Raw genomic sequence first — 21,162 nt, forward strand, 5'->3', positions numbered from 1 at the left:
CCGGCGAACCGGTCCTTGCCGTGATGGTTTCCGCCTGAACTGCAGCGACCCGCAGCCCACCCGGTCTCCACCGCACCAACCACTCGTCATGATCTCGCTTCGGTGCAGCGGACGGGGGGAGAATCGCATGGGTGGGGAGTGGGGGGATAAGAAATTTCGGTGTGCTCGCTCTTGCCCCTCCCACCTGCCGTCATCCCGGCGAAAGCCGGGACCCAGTGCTCTGGCTGATCCACCCACGCGAGCACGTCCGATCTTGCTGTGATACGCACGGCAAGGCGACCTCCGCATCGTGGCTCCACCCCCGTCAGAAGGGGAAGCGCCTGGTGCGTGGGCAACAATCAGGCCGGCCTGTGGTCCCCGCGACCCCTAGTTCAACCGTACATCCACCACACCATCCATCGCCTTGATGCTGCCGGCGAGTTCGGCGCTGAGCCGGTAGCCGCCCTTGAGCTCGATCTCGTACTCCTTCGCGCCCGCATCGCGGATGACGATGAAGCTGACCTGCCCCTCGCCGCCGGGCTTCAGCTGCGAACGGATCGGGGCGAGGCATTTCTCCGAGCCGGCGAACACCGTGAGGCGGCGGCCGATCTTTTCGGCCAGGCCCTCGATCGGCTCGGCGTTGATCAACCTGAGGCTGATGCCGTCGGGGCGCTCGTCGGCCTCAACCGTCAACACCACGGATTTGCCGGGCTGCAGGATGTTGGAGAACTGGGCGATCTGCTCGGAGAACGAGATCACCTCGTAGCCGCCGCTGGCGTCGGACAGGCTGAGGATGGCCATCGGCGTGCCCTTTTTGGTACGCCGGTCGTTACGGGTGGCGATCGTTCCGGCGAGGCGCCCTGCCCGCGCGTCGGCTTCCTTCACCGCCCGCTCGAAATCGGCATAAGGCTGGACGCGTAGCCGGTCGAACAGCTCCGCGTATTGGTCGAGTGGATGGCCTGAAAGGTGGAAACCAATGGCGCCGTGTTCGCGCGCCAGCCGCTCGGCCGGTAGCCAGTTCGTTACCGATTGACTGAGCGCGATGGGCTCCGGCCGATCGGCGGCGAACATGTCCATGATGCCGTCGGCGGCGTTGGCATTGGTCCGCTGCGCTGTGGCGACGATCGAGTCGATGGCGGCGAAGGCCTGCTCGCGGCGGGGCACCAACTGGTCGAAGGCGCCGGCATTGACCAGGGCTTCCAGCGTGCGCCGGTTGATGATGCGGGCGTCCACTCGGGCGGCAAAATCGCCGAGGTCACTGAACGGCTGGTTGCCGCGTGCCGCCATGATGTGCTCGGCGACCGCCTGCCCGACACCCTTCACCGCGCCGATGGCATAGAACACCTTGCCGTCGTGGGTGTTGAACACATCGTCCGAGCGGTTGACGCAAGGCGGCACGATCTCGATGCCGTGCTTCTTGGCGTCCTGGCGGAATTCGTTGAGCTTGTCGGTGTTGCCCATGTCGAGCGTCATGGTCGCCGCGAAGAACTCGTGCGGGTAATGCGCCTTGAGGTAGGCGGTCTGGTAGCTGACCAGCGCGTAGGTCGCGGCGTGCGACTTGTTGAAACCGTAGTTGGCGAACTTGGCGAGCAGGTCGAAGATGGTGTCGGCAAGGCCCTTCTTCAGGCCGTAGCGGATACAGCCTTCCTGGAAGCGGGCGCGCTGCGCGTCCATCTCGGCCTTGATCTTCTTGCCCATGGCGCGGCGCAGCATGTCGGCTTCGCCAAGCGAGTAGCCGGAAAGGATCTGCGCGATCTGCATCACCTGTTCCTGATACACGATGATGCCGTAGGTTTCGTCGAGCACTGTGCTCAGCGCCTGGTGCGGATACTCCACATCCTCGCGACCGTGCTTGCGGTCGTTGAATAGCGGGATGTTCTCCATCGGGCCCGGCCGATAGAGCGCCACGAGCGCGATGATGTCCTCAAAATGGTCGGGCTTCATGTCGACCAGGGCTCGGCGCATGCCGGCGCCTTCCACCTGGAACACGCCTGCGGTGTCGCCGATGGCGTAAAGCTTGTAGGTCTTCTCGTCGTCGATCGGGATGTCTTCGATGCGGAACTTGCCGTCGCCGTGCCGATTGATCATGTCGACGGCGCGCTTGATGGTGGTCAGCGTCTTCAGGCCGAGGAAGTCGAACTTCACCAGCCCGGCCGATTCCGACCACTTCATGTTGTACTGGCTGACCGGCATGTCCGAGCGCGGATCGCGGTAGAGCGGCGCCAGTTCCTGCAGCGGCCGGTCGCCGATGACGATGCCCGCGGCGTGGGTCGAGGCGTGGCGGTAGAGGCCCTCGAGCTTCTGGCCGATGGCGAGCAACTCGCCAACCTGCTCGTCCTCGTCGGCCATCATCTTGAGCTGCGGCACTTCCTTCAGCGAGCGCTCGAGCGTCCATGGGTCTGCCGGATTGGCCGGCACGAGCTTGGCGATCCGGTCGACCTGGCCGTACGGCATCTGCAGCACGCGGCCGACATCGCGCAGCACGGCGCGGGCCTGGAGCGTACCGAAGGTGATGATCTGCGCGACCTGCGCCTCGCCGTATTTCTTCTGCACATAGCGGATCACCTCTTCGCGGCGGTCCTGGCAGAAGTCGATGTCGAAGTCCGGCATCGACACGCGCTCGGGGTTGAGGAAGCGCTCGAACAACAGGTTGTAGCGCAGCGGATCGAGGTCGGTGATGGTAGTCGCATAGGCGACGAGCGAACCGGCGCCCGAGCCGCGACCCGGGCCGACCGGGATGTCCTGCGCCTTGGCCCAGCGGATGAAGTCGGCGACGATGAGGAAGTAGCCCGGGTACTTCATCTTCTGGATGATATCGAGCTCGAACTCGAGCCGTTCGCGGTACTCGGTTTCGGTCTTCCCGGGGGCGACGCCGACTGTCTTCAGCCGCTCGTCGAGCCCAGTGCGCGCCATCTCGGCGAGGGCATTCGCCTCGGCGGCGATGGCCTCGGCGTCGGTAAGGTCGGAGGCGGCGGCGAACTTCGGCAGCACCGGATCGCGCTTCTTCGGCCGGTAACCGATGCGTTGCGCGATCTCGATGGTGTTGTCGAGCGCTTCGGGCAGGTCGGCGAAGAGCTTCTGCATCTCCTCGCGGGTCTTGAAATAGTGCTGGTCGGATAGCTTCCGCCGCTCGGTCTGCGCCACCACCGTACCACCGGCGATGGCCAGCAGCGCGTCATGCGCCTCGTGATCCACCGGGCCGGGGTAGAATGGTTCGTTGGTCGCCACCAGCGGCACGCCGCGGGCATAGGCGTAGTCGATCAGCTTGGCTTCGTTCAGCGTCTCCTGCGGGCGTCCGTGGCGCTGCAACTCGATATAGAAGCGATCGCCGAACAGCTCGCGGAGCCGGTCGAGCCGGGCCTGCGCAATCGTATCCAGATTGTTACCGAACCAGGGGTCGATCGCCCCTTCTGGACCGCCGCTAAGGCAGATGATGCCTTCGAGCGCGTGACGCTCCATCCAGGCGAGCTTGGCTGCGGCGCGACCATTCTCGCCTTCGAGGTGTGCCCGACTGACGAGCGAAGACAGGTTGGCGAACCCGGTGTCGGAGGCGGCGAGCAGCACCAGCCCGCCCTTGCCGTAGCGACCACGGTCGTGGCCGCGCTCCTGCATACGGTCCTGGCTGTCCTCCATCTCGGAGAAGTCGATCGCCAGTTCGACGCCGATCAGCGGCTGGATGCCCTTGCCCGCCGCCTTTTCGGAGAACTCGAGGGCACCGAACAGGTTGTTGGTATCGGCGATGCCGAGCGCCGGCTGCTTGTCGGCCTTGGCGAGGTCGAGCAGTTTCGACAGCGGCAGCGCCCCCTCGAGGAGCGAGTAAGCCGAATGTACGTGCAGGTGAATGAAGCCGGGGCCAGCCATTCGTCGTTCCTACCCCCGTGGCGGCACCACGGCCACACACGAGGACGTCAATCCACAAGTCACTCACACGAGTCGGGCAGCGATATCCATCCAGGTGAGCGAGGCGACCGAGAAGCCGCAGATGGTGACGAAAGCCAGCAGATCCTTGACGAAAGAGAGCATCGGAACCTCCAAAGTTTCTGTTCCGTTCTTGTATGTTCTCAATTTGTTCTTGTCTAGCGACATCGGCTTAGCCATGAATACATGGTTAACGCGCGAGTCGGGGATCGACCGGGCACCGAGGAGAACGAGAGTTGAACCAGCAGCAGAAAGCCGAGCGTTTCCAGGCACTTCACCAGGGCCCGCTGTTCATCATGCCGAACCCCTGGGACGCCGGCAGCGCCCGGCTGTTGGCCGGTTTCGGGTTCCAGGCGCTGGCGACGACCAGTGCGGGTTTGGCATTTGCGCTCGGTCGCCGTGACGGCGAAGGTAGCGTCAGTCGCGATGAGGCGCTGCGGAACGCCGCCGATATCGTCGCCGCCGTGGATTTGCCGGTCAGCGCCGACCTCGAGAATGGCTACGGCGATGCACCCGAGCACGCCGCCGAGACCATCCGGCTGGCCGCTGAAGTCGGCCTGGTCGGGGGCTCGATCGAGGATGCCACCGGAAACGCCGATGCGCCGATCTACGATTTCAACCTGTCGGTCGAACGTGTGGCGGCGGCAGCAGAGGCTGCCCACTCCCTGCCCTTCCCATTCACCTTCGTCGGCCGGGCCGAGAACTTCCTCCATGGTCGCAATGACCTCGACGACACCATCCGCCGCCTGCAAGCCTATGAGAAGGCGGGCGCCGACGTGTTGTTCGCGCCCGGCCTGCCCAGCCTCGAGGTCATTCGCACCGTCTGCGCTTCGGTGACCAAGCCCGTGAATGTCGTGCTGGGAGCCAAGAACACGCCCTACTCCATCGCCGACCTGGCGGCCGCCGGTGTCCGACGGGTCAGCACCGGCAGTTCATTCGCCCGCGCCGCGCTGACCGGGTTGCGGGATGCATCTCGCGAACTGCTGGGTCCTGGGACTGCGACTTACCTCGATGACGCCATCACCTTCGCCGAGGTGACCGCGCTGATGGCCGAGAAGCAGTAGACGGCTGGATTTCGCGTAGCGATGCGGTTACCCCTTCAACCATGGCGATAGATGGCCGCACCCGCAAGAAACTCATCCGGATCCTGAAGCTGATGGGCTCCGATCAGCCGGGCGAACGCGCTTCGGCTGCGCTGGCGGCGGACAAGCTCGTCGCCTCTCTCGGCACCGACTGGGAGACGCTGCTCGATCCGCTGCCGGAGACCAAGGTGGTGATCCGGCGGGTGCGCGAATGGGACGTCAACCATCAGGAGGCGGCGGAGACCCGCATCCGCCAGCTCAGGGACACCACGGAGCGGCAGGCCCGGCAGATCCGCGGCCTGAGAACCCGGGTGAACACCCTGTTGGACCGCGAGCGGATGCGCCGCGCCAGCGAGTCCGACGCGGACGAGGTTCAGCCGGAAGCCTAGAGGGTGATCGGCTCGATCAGCCCGCCACGCAGCGTCACGATCCGGTTGGCGCGCCGCGCCAGTTCGTGATTGTGGGTGGCGATCAGGGCGGCTGCCCCCTCCTCGCGGATCAGCGCCGCCAGGGCGTCGAACACCACATCGCTGGTCGAGGGGTCGAGGTTGCCGGTCGGCTCGTCGGCAAGGATGATGCGGGGGTGGTTTGCCGCCGCGCGGGCGATGGCGACGCGCTGCTGTTCGCCGCCCGAGAGCTCGGCCGGGCGGTGCTGGGCGCGGGGGGCGATGCCGAGGATTTCGAGTAGTTCCATCGCGCGCTTCTCGGCCGCGGCGCGGTCGCGCCCGGCGATAAGTTGCGGCATTGCGACGTTCTCGATTGCAGAGAATTCGGGCAGCAGATGATGGAATTGGTACACGTAGCCGATGGTGTCGCGACGGAGCAGCGTGCGGCCGCGCTCATTGAGCTTGCTGGTCGAGATGCCGGTGATCTCCACGTCGCCACCCTGCGGGCGTTCGAGCAGGCCTGAGATGTGCAACAGCGTCGACTTGCCGGCGCCCGACGGCGCGACGATGGCGACGAGCTCGCCGCCCTTCACCTCGAGATCGGCGGCTTCCAGCACGCGGACCAGCGTTTCCCCCTCACCATAGTGGCGGTGCACCTTCGCGAGTTTGAGATGGACGTCACTCATAGCGCAGGGCCTCGACGGGATCGTATTGGGCGGCACGCCAGGCCGGATAGAGCGTGGCGAGGAAAGACAAGCCCATCGCCACCGCGACGATGGCCGCGACTTCCGAGGGGTTGGTGCGGCTGGGCAGCGAGGAGAGGAAGAACACCTCGGGCGGGAAGATGGTGAAGCCGAGCACGCTGGAGAGGAATGCCCGGATCGACTCTGCGTTCGCCGCGATGAGCAGCCCGAGCGCCATGCCGAGCAAGGTGCCGCCGACCCCGATCGCCACTCCGGCGATGCCGAAGATGCGCATGATCGAGCCGCGCGTCGCGCCCATGGTGCGCAGCACCGCGATATCGGTGCCCTTGTCCTTCACCAGCATGATGAGGCTGGAGATGATGTTGAAGGCGGCCACCACGATGATCATCGACAGGATGATGAACATCACGCTGCCCTGCGTCTGCAGCGCATCGAAGAAGTTCTGGTGCTGCTGCTCCCAGTCCGAGAGGATAAGCGGCCGCTCGATCTGCTGGCCGATCTTCAGCCGCATGGCATCGAGCGCGCTTGGGTTGTCGATGAACACTTCGATGGCGGTGGCACGGTAGATCCGGTCGTAGGCCGCCTCCCGGTCCTCCTCCGTGGCGTCGAGCGCCGGAACCGAAGCGTTGGGCTTCAGCACCCGGTCGAACATGTCGAGGTAGTCCTGCGCGGGACGCAGCGGCATGTAGAGGTAGAAGCTGTCGAACTCGGTCATCCCGAGGTCGAAGATCACCTGCACCGGGAACGAGCGCGTCTTCGGCCGGTTGCCGCCCTGCGCACCCTGCGCATCGGGACTGAGCAGCGTCACCGTATCCCCGATATTGACCTTCAGCTTCTCGGCGAGCCGGCGGCCGATGGCGACGCCGTTCCCCTCGTCCCAACCATCCCAGTGACCGAGCAGGGCGCCGTCGTGCAGCAGCTTCAGCTTCTCGATCGAGGCGAGCGACACGCCGCGGACGATGACGCCGGTGGAATCGGCCTTGGCGCCAGAGGCGAGTGCTTGCCCCTCGACATAGGGGATCGCCGCGACCACCCCGTCGACGTTCTGAATCTGGATGGCGGACTCGTCGTAGTCGGTGAAGCGCGCTTCGATCGGATAGGCGGAGAAGTGCCCGTTGAGTCCGAGCAGCTTGGAGACGATTTCGGCGTTGAAGCCATTCATCACCGACGTGACAACGATCAGTGCCGCGACGCCGAGCGCGATGCCGGTGAGGGTCAGCCCGGCGATCACCGAGACGAAGCGGTCGCGCCGACGGGCCCGCAGGTAGCGGCCGGCCACCAGGAACTCGAACCGCGAGAACGGGCCCGGATCGGCGACTTTGTCGGTCATTGGTTGAGACCCTCGATCGGGTCGAGACGCGCGGCGCGCCATGCCGGGTAGAGGGTGGCGAGGAAGGTAAGGCCGAGCGACAGCAGCACCACGAGTGCCACCTCATGCACATCCACCCGCGATGGCAGGCTCGACATCAGGAACAGTTCGGGCGGGAAGATCGAAATGTTGAAGAAGTTGGAGACCGCCGAGCGGATGGCCTCGACGTTGAAGGCGAATACCAGCCCGAGGATCAGCCCAAGCAGCGTTCCGGACAGGCCGATGGCGAAGCCGGTCATCGAGAAGATGCGAAGGATCGAGCCGCGGGTTGCGCCCATGGTGCGGAGGACGGCGATGTCCGGTCCCTTGTCCTTCACCAGCATGACGAGGCTAGCGATGATGTTGAAGGCGGCGACGAGGATGATTAGCGACAGGATGACGAACATCACCACCCGCTCGACCTGCAGCGCCGAAAAGAACGTGGCGTTGCGCTGTTGCCAGTCGGCGATGTCGAAGCCGGGCTCGAGCGCTGCCTGCAGCTTTGAACGCATGCCGGCGATGTTGTCGGGGTCGGTGACGAACACCTCGACGCCGCTGGCCTGGTAGACGCGCTCGTAAGCGGCATCAATCTCCTCGTCGGTCGCCATCACGCCGGGCATGGCGACGCCGGGCTTCAACTGGTCCTCGTATAGCCGGAAATAGGCCTGCGCCTCCTGCATCGGCAGGTAGACGTAGAAGCCGTCATATTCGGGCATGCCGATGTTGAAGATGACGTTGACCGGCAGCGTGCGTTCGGCCGGTGTCATGCCGAACGGGGTCGGAGTGCCGTTGGGATTGATGATGGTGATCTGGTCGCCGAGCGCCAGTCCCAGCCGCTCCGCCAACCGCTGGCCGATAGCGGCGCCCTGGCTGGCGTCCCACTGGTCCCAGCCACCGAGCGCTGCTCCATCACGCAGCAGATCGAGCTTGTTCAGCGATGCCTCGCTGATGCCGCGCACCACGACGCCCGTGGCGCTGGAGACGCCCGACGCGAGCGCCTGCCCCTCGACATAAGGAATGGCGTAGCGCACCCCGTCGACGCCTTCGAGACGCACCACGGCGTCGTCATAGTCGGCCATCGGCCCGGCGACCGACTGCACCACGAAGTGGCCGTTGAGGCCCAGGATCTTGCCCAGGAGCTCGGTGCGAAAGCCGTTCATCACCGACATCACGACGATCAGCGTGGCGACGCCAAGCACGACGCCAAGCAGTGTCAGCACCGCGATCACTGAAACGAAGCGTTCCTTGCGGCGGGCCCGCAGATAGCGGCCCGCCACCAGGAACTCGAAACGCGAGAACGGTCCCGGTCCCTTCGCCGCGATGGGCGGGGCGTCGGTCAAACGTTGTCCCGCCGCTGCGGCACGATCAGCTTCTTGAGCCGGCCGACCGCCTCTTCGATGGACAGCGTCTCGCGCTCACCGGACTTGCGGTGCTTGATCTCGACCTGGCCGTCCTTGAGGCCGCGCGGGCCGACGATCAGCTGGTACGGGATGCCGATCAGGTCGGCCGCGGCGAACTTGCCCCCGGCGCCCTGGTCGCGGTCGTCGTAGAGCGCGTCGATACCCTCGAGCTTGAGGTCTTCGTAGAGGCGCTCGGCCGCGCGATCGCTGTCGGCGTCGCCGACCTTGAGGTTGATCACCACGGCCTCGAACGGCGCCACGCTCACCGGCCAGACGATGCCGGCATCGTCATGCGAGGCTTCGATGATGGCGGGCACCAGCCGGGTCGGGCCGATGCCGTAGCTGCCCATCTGGACCTCGACCGCCTGCCCTTCCTGGCTCGTGACGGTCGCCTTCATCGGCTTCGAGTATCTGGTGCCGAAGTAGAAGATGTGGCCGACTTCGATGCCGCGGGCGGCGAGCTGGTGCTCCGCGTCGACGGCAGCCTTGAACTGGGTCTCGTCGGTCATCTCGTCGGTGGCGGCAAATAGCGACGTCCAATCCTTGAAGATCGGCGTCAGGTCGCTGCGGAAATCGATGTCGATGGGCGGAATCGGCTTGTCCACCAGGCGCTTGTCGAGGAATACCGCGCTCTCGCCGGTCTCGGCGAGGACGTGGAACTCGTAGCTCAGGTCGCCGCCGATCGGGCCGGTATCGGCGCGCATCGGCACACCCACCAGCCCCATGCGGTGGAAGGTGCGGAGATAGGCCACAAACATGCGGTAGAACGCCTGCGTCGCGCTGGCCTCATCGAGGTCGAACGAATAGGCGTCCTTCATCAGGAACTCGCGCGAGCGCATGGTGCCGAAGCGCGGCCGTACCTCGTCGCGGAACTTCCACTGGATGTGGTAGAGGTTCAGCGGCAGGTCCTTGTAGGACTTCACGTACGTCCGGAAGATGTCGGTGATCACCTCCTCGTTGGTCGGCCCGAACAGCATGTCGCGCTCGTGCCGATCCTCGATGCGCAGCATCTCCTTGCCATACGCGTCGTAGCGGCCGCTTTCCTTCCAGAGGTCCGCGGACTGGATAGTCGGCATCAGCAACTGGATGGCACCAGAGCGGTTCTGCTCTTCTTCGATGATCCTGACGATCTTGTTGAGGACCTTGAAGCCCAGCGGCAGCCACGAATAGCTGCCTGCCGCCTGCTGCTTGATCATGCCGGCGCGCAGCATCAGCTGATGCGAGACGATCTCGGCCTCTTTCGGCGTCTCCTTCAGGAGGGGCAGGAAGTAGCGGCTCAAACGCATGAACGGTCCTCGGGTACGCCGGATTCGGTTGGAGGAACCCTATAGCGCAAAGCGGGACAAAGTGGAGCCCGCAAAAGCGCGCGAAACTTAGGCAAACGCTTGGTCGTGCGGCACTTTTGCGCAGTCGCTGAGCGCCCCCAAATCATGACTTGAATACTATGTAAAATTGCCATGGCTGCCATGCAGAATCCACTTGGCAGCCCCAGATTCAGTTGTTAGGGTCCCGCGTCATAAGAACACAGGCAACCGCAAGTTGCCGGACGTCGACAACGTCAAGGGAGGAGCGTTGGCTGCCATCTAACCGTGTGCCTAAGACCAACGTATTGTCGAAAAACTTCTCAAAGCAGGGCTTAGGCCCTGCTTTTTTCATTGTGGGATGAAGAATCGATGACAAGTTCTTCTGACTTCAGGGCAATTGCACTGTCGCTGGCCGGCACCACCGAAGCCCCGCACTTCGACCGCGCGGCGTTCAAGGTCGCCCGCATCTACGCCACCCTCGCTGCCGATGGCCTGACCGCCAACCTCAAGCTCACGCCCGACGAGCAGGAGTTCAAGGCCATGCTGGCGCCTGAAGCCCTGATCCCGATCGACAATGGCTGGGGCCGGCAGGGCTGGACGACGGCAGTGCTGGCGAAGCTCAGCGAGGGGGAGTTGCAGGCGGCGCTGGAGATGGCTCACGCGCACGCGTTGCCCAAGGCGAAGAAGCGGGCTGGCGGGAGCTAGGTTGCGCCTACCGAGGCTATGGCGACGTTCGGCTCTCTACCGCCAGTACTCGATCAGCCAAGGGGTGGTCAGCGCCCAGAGCAGCAGGCCCGTGACCACGATGGCGAGGATCGTCGTGATCAGCAGCTTTGGCCAGAGGCGCAGGATGCCCGCCGGGGCGCCGCGTTCGGTGCCCTGCACCCATTCGCCCGCATCGACCTGGTTGCGCACCTTGAACGGCAGCACCAGGAACAGGCAGATCCACCAGGTGACAAAGAAGATCGCTAGGAATGTGCCGACTTGCATGGCGGGCTCAGACGCGGTGTACGAAGATCGTTACGTTGGGTTTGCGGCCCCAGTAGGACGAAACTTCACTGCGCACCGCCCGCTGCAGCGCCGTGTTGACCAACTCGGGGTCATTGCGGCGCTTGGGCGGAATCGACTTGAGCGTGCCTGTGACGGCGCGACGCACCAGTTGCGGCAATGACTCGTCGTCATCCTCCACATCCGGCAGGCCTTCGATCACCAGTTCGGGGCCGGCAAGCACCTGGCCGCTGGCATTGACGCAGAGGCTGACCACGATATGGCCGCCGAAGCTGAGCCTGCGGCGGCCCTTCACGCCGCTTTCCTCGGGTGTGCAGAGCACGTTGCCATCAAGATAGAGCTGGCCGACGCGGACCTCGCCGGGGAACTGGGTGGTGTTGGGGAACAGCCGGACCATATCGCCGTTGCGGGCGTGGACGACGGTATCGATGCCATGCTGGCGGCCGAGCAGCGCATGCGCCTCGAGGTGAGCGGCTTCGCCGTGCACTGGCACCAGCACGTCCGGCTTGATCAGGTCGTAGAGCCGCTTCAGCTCTTCGCGGCGCGGGTGGCCGGTGGTGTGCACCAGGCCGTGCGTCTGGGTGATCACGTCGATGCCGCGGTCGATCAGCATGTTCTGGATGTCGATGACTTCGCGCTCGTTGCCCGGGATAGCCCAGGACGAGAAGATCACTCGGTCGCCAGCGTTGAGCGAGATCTCGGGATGCTCCTCGCGGGCGATGCGGGCGATGGCGGCGCGGGCTTCGCCCTGGCTGCCGGTGCAGAGCAGCACGACCTTGGCGCGCGGCAGGGTCTTGTACTCGTTCTGGTCGAGGAACGGATCGATCCCCTCCAGCATGCCGAGCTCGCGGGCGATACCGCTGATGCGGTGCAGCGCCCTGCCCGACATTACCACCTTGCGGCCGGCCTTCTGCGCAGCGCGGGCGACCGAGATCACCCGGCCGACATTGGAGGCGAAGGTGGTGACGGCGACGCGATGCGTCGACTCGGCGATCAGCGCGGCGAGCGTCGCCGCGACCTCGTCCTCGGACGGGCTGGTGCCGTCCTTCATCGCATTGGTGGAATCGCAGATCAGCGCGATCGGCGTCGAGCGGTCGGCGCCGATCTGCGCGAAACGGCCCACATCGGTCGGCGGCGCGCCGACCGGATGCGGATCGAGCTTCCAGTCGCCGGTATGGACGACGCGGCCGATCGGCGTGGTGATCAACAGCGCGCAGCTTTCCGGGATCGAGTGGGCGACGTTGATCGCCTCGATGGTGAAGGGGCCGACCGTGAACGGCTTACCGACCTGCATCGGCTTGACCTCGACGTCCTCGACGATGCCCTCCGACTCCTTCTTGGCGCTCAGCATGGCGGCCGTGAAGGCGGTGGCGTAGACCGGGCGGTCGAAGGCTGGCCACAGGTCGAGCACCGCGCCGTAGTGGTCTTCGTGGCTGTGGGTCAGAATCAGCGCCAGGATGTCGTCGGCGTTCTCCTCGAGGAAGGCGGGATCGGGCAGGATCAGCTCGACACCGGGCTCTTCCGGGCCGGCGAAGGTCACGCCGCAATCAACGACGATCCACTTGCGGCTGCGCTCCGGCCCGAAGCCGTAGGCGCCCATGTTCATGCCGATTTCGCCCACGCCGCCAAGCGGAACGAAGACGAGCTCATCGGGACTCGGCTTTGCCATTGTCAGTTCCTAACGCTTGCGGTCGTGCCGAAATGCACGTCACCGGCGGTGATGGCAATGCGACTGTTGTCATTGGCGCGGACGATCAGTCGCCCCGCCTCATCAATGGTTTCGAAAATGCCGCGGACGATATCGCCATCGCGGTTCACCGCAACCTCGGCGCCCATCCCGGCGGCCGATTTGCGCCAGAGTTCGAGCACCTGGGTTATGCCCCTGCCCTGGTTCCAGATCTCGAACGCCTCGACCCAGGCGTCCGACAGCGCACCGAACACGGTCTCGGCGCTCGTATCGAGCCCGAGGGCGCGGAGCGACGTCGCGGGATACGGCAGCCCCTCGGGGGCCTCCACCACGTTGACGCCGATGCCGATGACGATGGCCATCGAGCCATCCGGGCGTTTGTGGGCTTCGAGCAGGATGCCGGCGAGCTTGGCGCCATCGGCCAGCACGTCGTTCGGCCACTTGAGCGCGATGCGGCCGTGAGCCAGGTCGGCTCCGTCGATGCCGGTCTTGAAGCGGGCTGCGGGGACGATGTCGGCAAGGGCTCGGTTCAGCGCCACCCCGGCGACGAAGCCGAGGGTGGCGGAGATCGCCGGATCGGCGTCGGGCACCACGAGCAGGCTGGCAGCGAGGTTGCCGTGCGGCGACTGCCACGGGCGGCCGCGCCGGCCACGACCGGCGGTCTGCTGCAATGCGCAGAACCAGACATCGCCGACATCGCCGGCTTTCGCTGCATTGGCGGCCTCGTTCGAGGTCGAGCCGACGCTGTCGAAGCCGTTCAGCCTATAGCCGCGGGAGACCGCCCTGGACCCAAGCCAGAACCCTGCCACTAGAACAGGCTTCCGGCCGCGCTGTGGGCAGCGGCTGTGAGCGGCGAACCCACGGTCACGAAATAGGTGACGATGAGAAAGCCGATCGCTGCCATGACGACGTTGAGTTCACCCGGCACGGCGGCGAACTTCGCCACCGGCTCGTCGAAATACATCACCTTGACGATGCGCAGATAGTAAAACGCGCTCACCGCCGAGGCGAGGACGCCGATCACGGCGAGAACGAAGAGGTTCTGCTCGACCGCGGCGAGGAACACCTGCCACTTGGCGAAGAACCCGGCGAGCGGCGGCAGGCCGATCAGCGAGAACATCAGGATGGCAATCACCGCCGCAACGAACGGCCGGCGCTGCGCCAGGCCTGCAAGTTCGGAGATCGTCTCGACCGGACCGTTCTCGGTGCGGAGCGCCAGGACGCAGGCGAAGATGCCCACGGTCATCGCGATGTAGATCGCCATGTAGACGGCAACGCCCTCGACGCCGACGGCAGTGCCAGCCGACAGGCCGACGAGCGCGAAGCCGACATGGCCGATCGACGAATAGGCGAGCAGGCGCTTGAGGTTGTTCTGCCCGATGGCGGCAAAGGCGGCGAGGACCATCGAGGCAATCGAGAGGAAGATGACGACCTGCTGCCAATCATGGGTGATCGGGGCGAAGCTGACGGTGGTGACGCGGATGAAGAGCGCCATCGCGGCGACCTTCGGAGCGGCCGCGAAGAACGCCGTCACCGGCGTGGGAGCACCCTCGTAGACGTCCGGCGTCCACATGTGGAACGGCACTGCCGAGATCTTGAAGGCGATACCGGCGAGCAGGAACACCACGCCGAAGATCAGCCCGATCGAGCGACTGTCGAGCGAGATCGCAGAGACAATCAGGTCGAGCTGGGTAGTGCCGGTGAAGCCGTAGACCAGCGACGCGCCGTAGAGCAGCATGCCCGAGCTGAGGGCACCGAGCACGAAGTACTTGATGCCGGCTTCGGTGGCCTTCTGGTCTTCGCGCTTCATCGCGGCGACCACGTAGAGCGCGAGGCTCTGCAGTTCGAGGCCGATATAGAGGCTCATCAGATCGTTGGCCGAGACCATGATCATCATGCCCAGCGTCGCCAGCAGCACGAGCACCGAGTACTCGAACTTGTCGATGCCGTGCTCCTTGGAGTTCGACAGCGAGATCAGCAGCGTCGCTGCGGCGCCACCCAGCACCAGTGCTTTCATGTAGCGAGCGAACCCATCGACGATGAACACGCCGTTGAACAGCACCCCGGTCGCCGGCTGCAGCAGCAGCACCGCGAGCACCGCTACCAGCAAGGCGATGGAGACGATGGCCACCACGGTCGGGCTGATGCCCTTCCAGAACAGCGCGATCAGCAGCACCACCACGGCGCCGGTGGCGAGCAGCAGTTCAGGATAGGCGGGTGCGAGCGAAGCGAAGCTCGTGACGTCGGACAGCATGCCCGTCTCCTAGTGGCCGGTCACCGCGGCGACCGCTGCGGGAGCGGTGCCGATGGCGTTGGCGAAGTTTTCAGCGACGAGATTCACCGATGCGGCAGTCGCATCGAGGATCGGCGCGGGATAGAAGCCGAAGAGGATGGTGAGGATCACCAGCGGTACCAGCACGGCGACTTCACGCGCGTCGAGATCGAGGATGCCCTTCAGCGACTCCTTGGTGAAGGCGCCGAAGATCACCCGGCGATAGAGCCAGAGCGCATAGGCCGCCGACAGGATCACGCCGAAGGCCGCGAAGAACGCCACCCAGGTATTGGCTTGGAATGCCGCCAGCATGGTGAGGAATTCGCCGACGAAGCCTGACGTACCCGGCAAGCCGACATTGGCCATGGTGAATACCATGAAGGCCACTGCATAGCGCGGCATCGGCGACACCAGCCCGCCATAGGCGGAGATCTCGCGGGTGTGCATCCGGTCATAGACCACGCCGACGCAAAGGAAGAGCGCGGCCGAGACGACGCCGTGCGAGATCATCTGGAAGATCGCGCCGTGGATGCCGTAGACGTTGCCGGTGAAGATACCCATCGTCACGAAGCCCATATGGGCCACCGACGAATAGGCGATCAGCTTCTTCATGTCGGTCTGCACCAGTGCGACGAGCGAGGTGATGATGATCGCCGCGATCGACAGCACGTAGACGAACGTCGAGAACTGGTGCGACGCATCGGGGAACATCGAGATCGAGAAGCGGATGAAGCCGTAGCCGCCAAGCTTCAGAAGGATCGCGGCCAGGATCACCGAGCCACCCGTCGGCGCCTCGACGTGTGCTTCCGGCAGCCAGCGGTGGAACGGCCACATCGGCATCTTCACCGCGAACGAGGCGAAGAACCCGATCCAGAGCCAGGTCTGGACTTCCGGCGCAAATTTGAAGGTCAGCAGCTTGGTGATGTCGAGCGTGCCGGCCTGCCAGAACATCGCCATGATGGCGATGAGCATCAGCACCGTGCCGGTGAAGCTGTAGAAGAAGAACTTGTACGTCGCCTGGATACGCCGCGCCCCGCCCCAGATGCCGATGATCAGGAACATCGGGATCAGCGTGCCCTCGAAGAACACGTAGAACAGCGCCAGATCGAGCGTCGCGAAGGCGCCGATCATGAACGTCTCGAGGACCAGGAAGACGATCAGGTATTCCCGCACGCGCTTGGTGATGGAGCTCCAGCTCGAGAGGATCACCGCGGGCATCAGCACGGCCGTCAGCGGGATGAACAGCACCGAGATGCCGTCGACGCCCATGCGGTAGCCGATCGAGTCGCTGAATGGGATATTCTCGACGAACTGGAAGCCGGTGTTCGACGGGTCGAACAGATACCATAGATAAAGGCTCAGTGCCGCCGTCACCAGCGTCACAACGAGCGCGATCCAGCGCGACAGGTTTGTCCCCGCCTCGTCGCGACCGCCGACGAACAGCAGCAGCAACGCGCCCAGCGTCGGCAGGAAGGTGATGACCGTCAGAAGGTGGTCACTGAAGATCATCCCAGGAGTCCCCCGGCGGCGATGGCCCAGGTGAGCAGCGCCGCGATACCGATAAGCATGGCGAAAGCGTAGTGATAGAGGTAGCCGGACTGCAGCTTGACGACGCGACCGGTGATGGCCTTCACCCGATTGCCGAGGCCTTCGGTGATGGTCTGGTCGATCAGCATGTCGTCAAAGCCCTTCCACAGGGCATTGCCGAGCCAGAGCGCCGGCTTGACGAAGATGCGGTCGTAGAGCTCGTCGAAGTACCACTTGTTGAGCAGGAACAGGTAAAGCCCGGGGTTGGCGTGAGCCAACCGCTTCGGCGCCGCCGGATCGCGGATGTACATCTGGTACGCAGCGGCGAAGCCGAGCAGCATGGCGACAGTCGCCGACCACTTCACCCACAGCGGCACGCCGTGCGCGGTCTCGAGCAGTTCCGTCGGAACGACCAGCGAGCCTTGGAAGAAGTGCGCGATGTGCTCGGCATGGCCGAAGAACAGGTCGTTGAATACCACGCCCGCCAGCACCGCACCGGCAGCCAGGATATAGAGCGGCACCAGCATGACGTTGGGGCTCTCGTGCGCATTATCGTAGGCGCTGCCGTGGTGCCCGTGGTCATCGTGGGCAGCATGCGCATCGTGGCCGTGGTGTGCTTCGCGCGGCTTGCCGTGGAACGTCAGGTGGATCAGGCGCCACGAGTAGAAGCTCGTGAACATCGCTGCGATCACCAGGGCCCAGAAGGCGATGTAGCCGGTCGATCCGCCAGCCGCATAAGCGACTTCGATGATGCCGTCCTTCGAGAAGAACCCGGCGAAACCGAGCGGCGTGCCGGGAATGCCGACGCCGGTGAGCGCCAGCGTGCCGATGATCATCAGCCAGTAGGTGACCGGGATCTTCTTGCGGAGCCCGCCCATGTTCCGCATGTCCTGCTCGTGGTGCATCGCATGGATGACCGAGCCGGCGCCGAGGAACAACAGAGCCTTGAAAAAGGCGTGGGTGAACAGGTGGAAGATGCCCGCCGAGAACATGCCGGCGCCGAGCGCCACGAACATGTAGCCGAGCTGCGAACAGGTCGAATATGCGATGACGCGCTTGATGTCGTTCTGGACCAGGCCGACGGTCGCCGCGAAGAACGCGGTCATCGCGCCGACCAGCATCACCACGGTCATGGCGAAGGGCGACAGCTCGAACAGCGGCGACAGCCGCGCCACCATGAACACGCCGGCGGTCACCATGGTGGCGGCGTGGATGAGCGCAGAAACCGGGGTCGGGCCTTCCATGGCGTCCGGCAACCAGGTGTGGAGCAGGAACTGCGCGGACTTGCCCATGGCGCCCATGAACAGCAGCAGGCAGACCACAGTCATGGCATCCAAGTCCCACGACAGGAAGTGGATGACCGGCAGGTTGCCCTTTAGGCCGTCCGCAGCGTGGAACGCGCCATCGAAATCGAGGTGACCGAGCACCACGAAGGCGGCGAAGATGCCCAGCGCGAAGCCGAAGTCGCCGACGCGGTTGACCACAAACGCCTTGATGGCGGCGGCATTGGCCGAGGGCCGCGTGTACCAGAAGCCGATCAGCAGGTAGGACGCCAGACCCACGCCTTCCCAGCCAAAGAACATCTGGAGGAAGTTATCGGCGGTCACCAGCATCAGCATGGCGAACGTGAACAGCGACAGGTAGGCGAAGAACCGCGCGCGGTGCGGATCATCGGCCATATAGCCGATCGAATAGAGGTGGACGAGGCTGGAGACGGTGGTGACGACGACCAGCATCACCGCGGTCAGCGTATCGACGCGCAGCACCCAGCGGAGGTCGAGCGCACCGGAGGCGATCCAGCGGAACACCTCCACCTTGGTAGCTTCGGCATGACCGGCGGCCTCGGCGGCTTCCGGAGCGAACCAGTAGCCGGCAAAGACGATCCAGCTCAGCACCGCGGCGGCGATCAGCAGCCCGGTGGTGATGTACTCGCTGGTGCGGTGACCGATGATACGGCCCAGCAAACCTGCGATCAGGGCCCCGACGAGCGGGAAGAATACGATGGCCTGGATAAGCACCGGGTCAGCCCTTCAGCGAGTTGACGTCTTCCACGGCGATGGAGCCGCGGTTGCGATAGAAGATGACGAGGATGGCGAGACCGATCGCCGCTTCAGCAGCAGCCACCGTAAGGATCAAGAGCGCGAACACCTGTCCGGCGAGATCGCTCAGCTGTGCCGAGAACGCCACGAAGTTGATGTTCACCGCGAGGAGGATCAGCTCGACCGACATCAGGATGACGATGATGTTCTTGCGGTTGAGGAAGATACCGAACACGCCAAGCGTGAAGAGGATCGCCCCGACGGTCAGGTAGTGCCCGAGCCCGATGCCTGTTTCTGCCAGCATTTAGAGCCCCTGCCCCGATTTGACCTTGACCAGTTCCGTGCCTTCCGAGCGCTTGCGCCCAGTCTGGCGGAACACGTCCTGACGTTTGACATTCGACTTGTGCCTGAGCGTGAGGACGATCGCGCCGATCATCGCCACCAGCAGCACGCCGGCGGCGCCCTGGAACAGGAAGACGTAGCGCGTATAGAGCAGCTGCCCGATGGCCCGGGTGTTGCTGATCCCGGCCTCGATCGGCACCATGGCCGAGGCCCCGGAGTCGACAGGCAGCACGAAGCTACCCCCGACCAATAGCAGCTCGAGCAACAGGATAATGCCCACCACCATGCCGACAGGCGCGTACTGCAGCATGCCCTGGCGCAGCGACGCGAAATCGACGTCGAGCATCATGGTGACGAACAGGAACAGAACCGCGACGGCCCCGACATAGACGACGATCAGGATCAGCGCCAGGAACTCGGCGCCGGCAAGCATGAACAGCCCGGCCGAATTGACGAACGCCAGGATCAGGAACAGCACCGAGTGCACGGGATTGCGCGCCGCGATCACCATCAGCGCCGAGGCGACGGTGATGACCGAAAACACGTAGAAGAAGAACAGCGGCAGCGTCATCTCGATCCCTTACCGGTACGGCGCGTCGGCGGCGAGGTTGGCAGCGATTTCACGCTCCCAGCGATCGCCATTGGCAAGCAGCTTCTCCTTGGAGAAATACAGCTCCTCGCGTGTCTCGGTCGCAAACTCGAAGTTCGGCCCTTCGACGATGGCGTCGACCGGGCAGGCTTCCTGGCAGAAACCGCAATAGATGCACTTCACCATGTCGATGTCGTAGCGCACCGTGCGGCGGGTGCCGTCGTTCTGGCGCGGGCCGGCCTCGATGGTGATGGCCTGCGCCGGGCAGATCGCTTCGCAGAGCTTGCAGGCGATGCAACGCTCTTCGCCGTTTGGATAGCGGCGGAGCGCATGCTCACCGCGGAAGCGCGGCGAATACGGAATCTTCTCGAACGGGTAGTTCACGGTCTTCTTGGGCGCGAAGAAGTACTTCATCGCTAGGAAGAAAGCGCCGACGAACTCTCGCAGCAGCAGGCCGTTGAGGAACTGGGCGAAACGCATCAGACGGCACCTCCGTGCCAGCCCCAGCCGGTGAGCTGGAGAACCGCGGCAACGACGACGACCATGAGCAGGGAGATCGGCAGGAACACCTTCCAGCCGATACGCATCAGCTGGTCGTAGCGGTAGCGCGGCACGATCGCCTTTGCCATCGCGAACATGAAGAACACCAGGCAGAGCTTGAGGCCGAACCAGACGACGCCCGGGATCCAGGTGAACGGCGGCGCGTCGATGGGCGCTGCCCAGCCCCCGAGGAACAGGATCGTCGTCATCGCGCACATCAGGATGATCGCGATGTATTCGCCGAGCATGAACAGCAGATACGGAGTCGAGGAATATTCGACCATGTAGCCGGCCACGAGCTCGGACTCACCTTCCGGCAGGTCGAACGGCGGGCGGTTGGTTTCCGCCAGTGCCGAGACGTAGAAGATCACGAACATCGGGAACAGCGGCAGCCAGTACCAGTTCAGGACGCTGAGCCACGGCACGCCAAGCATGGTGGCGATGCCGCCCGACTGTTGCGCCACAACGATGTCGGTGAGGTTCAGCGAACCGACGCAGAGCAGCACCGTGATGATGACGAGGCCGATCGAGACTTCGTACGACACCATCTGCGCGGCCGAACGCAGCGCGCCGAGGAAGGCGTATTTGCTGTTCGACGACCAACCGCCGATGATGATGCCGTAAACGCCGAGCGACGAGATGGCGAAGATGTAGAGGACGCCGATGTTGATGTTGGCAAGCGCCCAGCCCTTGTCGAACGGGATCACGGCATAGGCCGAGAGCGCCAGGATCGACGTCACCAGCGGCGCCAGGATGAACAGCACCTTGTCCGAACTTGCCGGGATTACAGGCTCTTTGAGCACGAACTTCAACAAGTCCGCGAAGCTCTGCAACAACCCGAGCGGGCCGACGACGTTGGGGCCACGACGCTGCTGCACGGCCGCCCAGATCTTGCGGTCGGCGAGCAGGATGTAGGCGGTGAAGATCAGCAGCGCTACGAGGAGCAGCAGCCCCTTGTAGATGAAACCGACCTGTTCGCCCCACCCGAAGATCGGGATGCCGAGCAGGTAGTCCAGCGCTGAAACGACGAAATCCAT

General features: G+C 64.5%; 18 protein-coding genes. 3 read left to right on the forward strand and 15 right to left on the reverse strand.

What is annotated here, in order from left to right; translation table 11 throughout:
* Positions 1-366: 366 nt before the first annotated feature.
* Positions 367-3,840, reverse strand: a complete 3,474-nt coding sequence (dnaE, locus tag AC1DWU_RS07850) for a DNA polymerase III subunit alpha (protein ID WP_477149418.1) — start codon at positions 3,838-3,840, stop codon at positions 367-369.
* Positions 3,841-4,133: 293 nt separating this feature from the next.
* Between dnaE and AC1DWU_RS07855 the strand changes: the two genes are divergently transcribed.
* Both AC1DWU_RS07855 and AC1DWU_RS07860 read left to right on the forward strand, forming a co-directional pair.
* Positions 4,134-4,961, forward strand: coding sequence for an isocitrate lyase/PEP mutase family protein (locus AC1DWU_RS07855; RefSeq protein WP_477149419.1), 828 nt, complete (start codon positions 4,134-4,136; stop codon positions 4,959-4,961).
* A gap of 41 nt (positions 4,962-5,002) precedes the next feature.
* Positions 5,003-5,368 carry a hypothetical protein gene (locus AC1DWU_RS07860; RefSeq protein ID WP_477149420.1) on the forward strand — a complete coding sequence of 122 codons (366 nt, stop codon included), beginning with the start codon at positions 5,003-5,005 and terminating at the stop codon, positions 5,366-5,368.
* On the opposite strand, the gene AC1DWU_RS07865 is transcribed toward AC1DWU_RS07860, so the two are convergent.
* From AC1DWU_RS07865 to proS, 4 genes are read right to left on the reverse strand one after another with little or no spacing between them, the layout of a single operon-like run.
* The gene (locus AC1DWU_RS07865; protein ID WP_477149421.1) at positions 5,365-6,051 is read right to left on the reverse strand and encodes an ABC transporter ATP-binding protein; all 687 of its coding nucleotides are present in this window, start codon (positions 6,049-6,051) and stop codon (positions 5,365-5,367) included. The genes AC1DWU_RS07860 and AC1DWU_RS07865 overlap by 4 nt on opposite strands.
* The gene (locus tag AC1DWU_RS07870) at positions 6,044-7,399 is read right to left on the reverse strand and encodes an ABC transporter permease (RefSeq protein WP_477149422.1); all 1,356 of its coding nucleotides are present in this window, start codon (positions 7,397-7,399) and stop codon (positions 6,044-6,046) included. The genes AC1DWU_RS07865 and AC1DWU_RS07870 overlap by 8 nt, the downstream gene beginning before the upstream one ends.
* Entirely contained in the window at positions 7,396-8,757 is a 1,362-nt protein-coding gene (locus tag AC1DWU_RS07875; RefSeq protein WP_477149423.1) for an ABC transporter permease, read from the reverse strand. The genes AC1DWU_RS07870 and AC1DWU_RS07875 overlap by 4 nt, the downstream gene beginning before the upstream one ends.
* Entirely contained in the window at positions 8,754-10,103 is a 1,350-nt protein-coding gene (gene proS, locus AC1DWU_RS07880; protein WP_477149424.1) for a proline--tRNA ligase, read from the reverse strand. Before proS ends, AC1DWU_RS07875 begins: the two co-directional genes overlap by 4 nt.
* A 387-nt stretch (positions 10,104-10,490) precedes the next feature.
* Here proS and AC1DWU_RS07885 point away from each other — a divergent pair, with 387 nt between their 5' ends.
* Positions 10,491-10,826 carry an MmcQ/YjbR family DNA-binding protein gene (locus AC1DWU_RS07885; protein ID WP_477149425.1) on the forward strand — a complete coding sequence of 112 codons (336 nt, stop codon included), beginning with the start codon at positions 10,491-10,493 and terminating at the stop codon, positions 10,824-10,826.
* A 36-nt stretch (positions 10,827-10,862) separates the two neighbouring features.
* Here AC1DWU_RS07885 and AC1DWU_RS07890 read toward each other — a convergent pair whose 3' ends face one another.
* From AC1DWU_RS07890 to nuoH, 10 genes are read right to left on the reverse strand one after another with little or no spacing between them, the layout of a single operon-like run.
* Positions 10,863-11,111, reverse strand: coding sequence for a DUF1467 family protein (locus AC1DWU_RS07890; protein ID WP_477149426.1), 249 nt, complete (start codon positions 11,109-11,111; stop codon positions 10,863-10,865).
* Between the two features lie 7 nt (positions 11,112-11,118).
* The gene (locus AC1DWU_RS07895) at positions 11,119-12,798 is read right to left on the reverse strand and encodes a ribonuclease J (RefSeq protein ID WP_477149427.1); all 1,680 of its coding nucleotides are present in this window, start codon (positions 12,796-12,798) and stop codon (positions 11,119-11,121) included.
* A gap of 2 nt (positions 12,799-12,800) precedes the next feature.
* A complete protein-coding gene (locus tag AC1DWU_RS07900; protein ID WP_477149428.1) occupies positions 12,801-13,625 on the reverse strand; it encodes a biotin--[acetyl-CoA-carboxylase] ligase in 825 nt (274 codons plus the stop codon).
* A complete protein-coding gene (gene nuoN, locus AC1DWU_RS07905) occupies positions 13,625-15,070 on the reverse strand; it encodes an NADH-quinone oxidoreductase subunit NuoN (RefSeq protein WP_477149429.1) in 1,446 nt (481 codons plus the stop codon). The genes AC1DWU_RS07900 and nuoN overlap by 1 nt, the downstream gene beginning before the upstream one ends.
* Positions 15,071-15,079: 9 nt before the next feature.
* The gene (locus AC1DWU_RS07910; RefSeq protein WP_477149430.1) at positions 15,080-16,597 is read right to left on the reverse strand and encodes an NADH-quinone oxidoreductase subunit M; all 1,518 of its coding nucleotides are present in this window, start codon (positions 16,595-16,597) and stop codon (positions 15,080-15,082) included.
* Positions 16,594-18,633, reverse strand: a complete 2,040-nt coding sequence (gene nuoL / locus AC1DWU_RS07915) for an NADH-quinone oxidoreductase subunit L (protein WP_477149431.1) — start codon at positions 18,631-18,633, stop codon at positions 16,594-16,596. Before nuoL ends, AC1DWU_RS07910 begins: the two co-directional genes overlap by 4 nt.
* A 4-nt stretch (positions 18,634-18,637) precedes the next feature.
* The gene (nuoK, locus tag AC1DWU_RS07920; RefSeq protein ID WP_477149432.1) at positions 18,638-18,958 is read right to left on the reverse strand and encodes an NADH-quinone oxidoreductase subunit NuoK; all 321 of its coding nucleotides are present in this window, start codon (positions 18,956-18,958) and stop codon (positions 18,638-18,640) included.
* A complete protein-coding gene (locus tag AC1DWU_RS07925; protein ID WP_477149433.1) occupies positions 18,959-19,567 on the reverse strand; it encodes an NADH-quinone oxidoreductase subunit J in 609 nt (202 codons plus the stop codon). It abuts the gene before it with no gap.
* Between the two features lie 9 nt (positions 19,568-19,576).
* Entirely contained in the window at positions 19,577-20,065 is a 489-nt protein-coding gene (gene nuoI / locus AC1DWU_RS07930; protein ID WP_055881640.1) for an NADH-quinone oxidoreductase subunit NuoI, read from the reverse strand.
* Positions 20,065-21,162: an NADH-quinone oxidoreductase subunit NuoH gene (gene nuoH, locus AC1DWU_RS07935; protein WP_477149434.1), complete on the reverse strand. Its 1,098-nt coding sequence runs from the start codon at positions 21,160-21,162 to the stop codon at positions 20,065-20,067. Before nuoH ends, nuoI begins: the two co-directional genes overlap by 1 nt.

It is taken from the genome of Devosia sp. P2_G7, assembly GCF_056403495.1.

What these genes read in the sequence shown, in the direction of transcription:
- dnaE (WP_477149418.1), bottom strand. Translation starts at nt 3,840, where the DNA reads ATGGCTGGCCCCGGCTTCATTCACCTGCACGTACATTCGGCTTACTCG.
- AC1DWU_RS07860 (WP_477149420.1), top strand. Translation starts at nt 5,003, where the DNA reads ATGGCGATAGATGGCCGCACCCGCAAGAAACTCATCCGGATCCTGAAG.
- AC1DWU_RS07865 (WP_477149421.1), bottom strand. Translation starts at nt 6,051, where the DNA reads ATGAGTGACGTCCATCTCAAACTCGCGAAGGTGCACCGCCACTATGGT.
- AC1DWU_RS07870 (WP_477149422.1), bottom strand. Translation starts at nt 7,399, where the DNA reads ATGACCGACAAAGTCGCCGATCCGGGCCCGTTCTCGCGGTTCGAGTTC.
- proS (WP_477149424.1), bottom strand. Translation starts at nt 10,103, where the DNA reads ATGCGTTTGAGCCGCTACTTCCTGCCCCTCCTGAAGGAGACGCCGAAA.
- AC1DWU_RS07885 (WP_477149425.1), top strand. Translation starts at nt 10,491, where the DNA reads ATGACAAGTTCTTCTGACTTCAGGGCAATTGCACTGTCGCTGGCCGGC.
- AC1DWU_RS07890 (WP_477149426.1), bottom strand. Translation starts at nt 11,111, where the DNA reads ATGCAAGTCGGCACATTCCTAGCGATCTTCTTTGTCACCTGGTGGATC.
- AC1DWU_RS07895 (WP_477149427.1), bottom strand. Translation starts at nt 12,798, where the DNA reads ATGGCAAAGCCGAGTCCCGATGAGCTCGTCTTCGTTCCGCTTGGCGGC.
- nuoN (WP_477149429.1), bottom strand. Translation starts at nt 15,070, where the DNA reads ATGCTGTCCGACGTCACGAGCTTCGCTTCGCTCGCACCCGCCTATCCT.
- AC1DWU_RS07910 (WP_477149430.1), bottom strand. Translation starts at nt 16,597, where the DNA reads ATGATCTTCAGTGACCACCTTCTGACGGTCATCACCTTCCTGCCGACG.
- nuoK (WP_477149432.1), bottom strand. Translation starts at nt 18,958, where the DNA reads ATGCTGGCAGAAACAGGCATCGGGCTCGGGCACTACCTGACCGTCGGG.
- AC1DWU_RS07925 (WP_477149433.1), bottom strand. Translation starts at nt 19,567, where the DNA reads ATGACGCTGCCGCTGTTCTTCTTCTACGTGTTTTCGGTCATCACCGTC.
- nuoI (WP_055881640.1), bottom strand. Translation starts at nt 20,065, where the DNA reads ATGCGTTTCGCCCAGTTCCTCAACGGCCTGCTGCTGCGAGAGTTCGTC.
- nuoH (WP_477149434.1), bottom strand. Translation starts at nt 21,162, where the DNA reads ATGGATTTCGTCGTTTCAGCGCTGGACTACCTGCTCGGCATCCCGATC.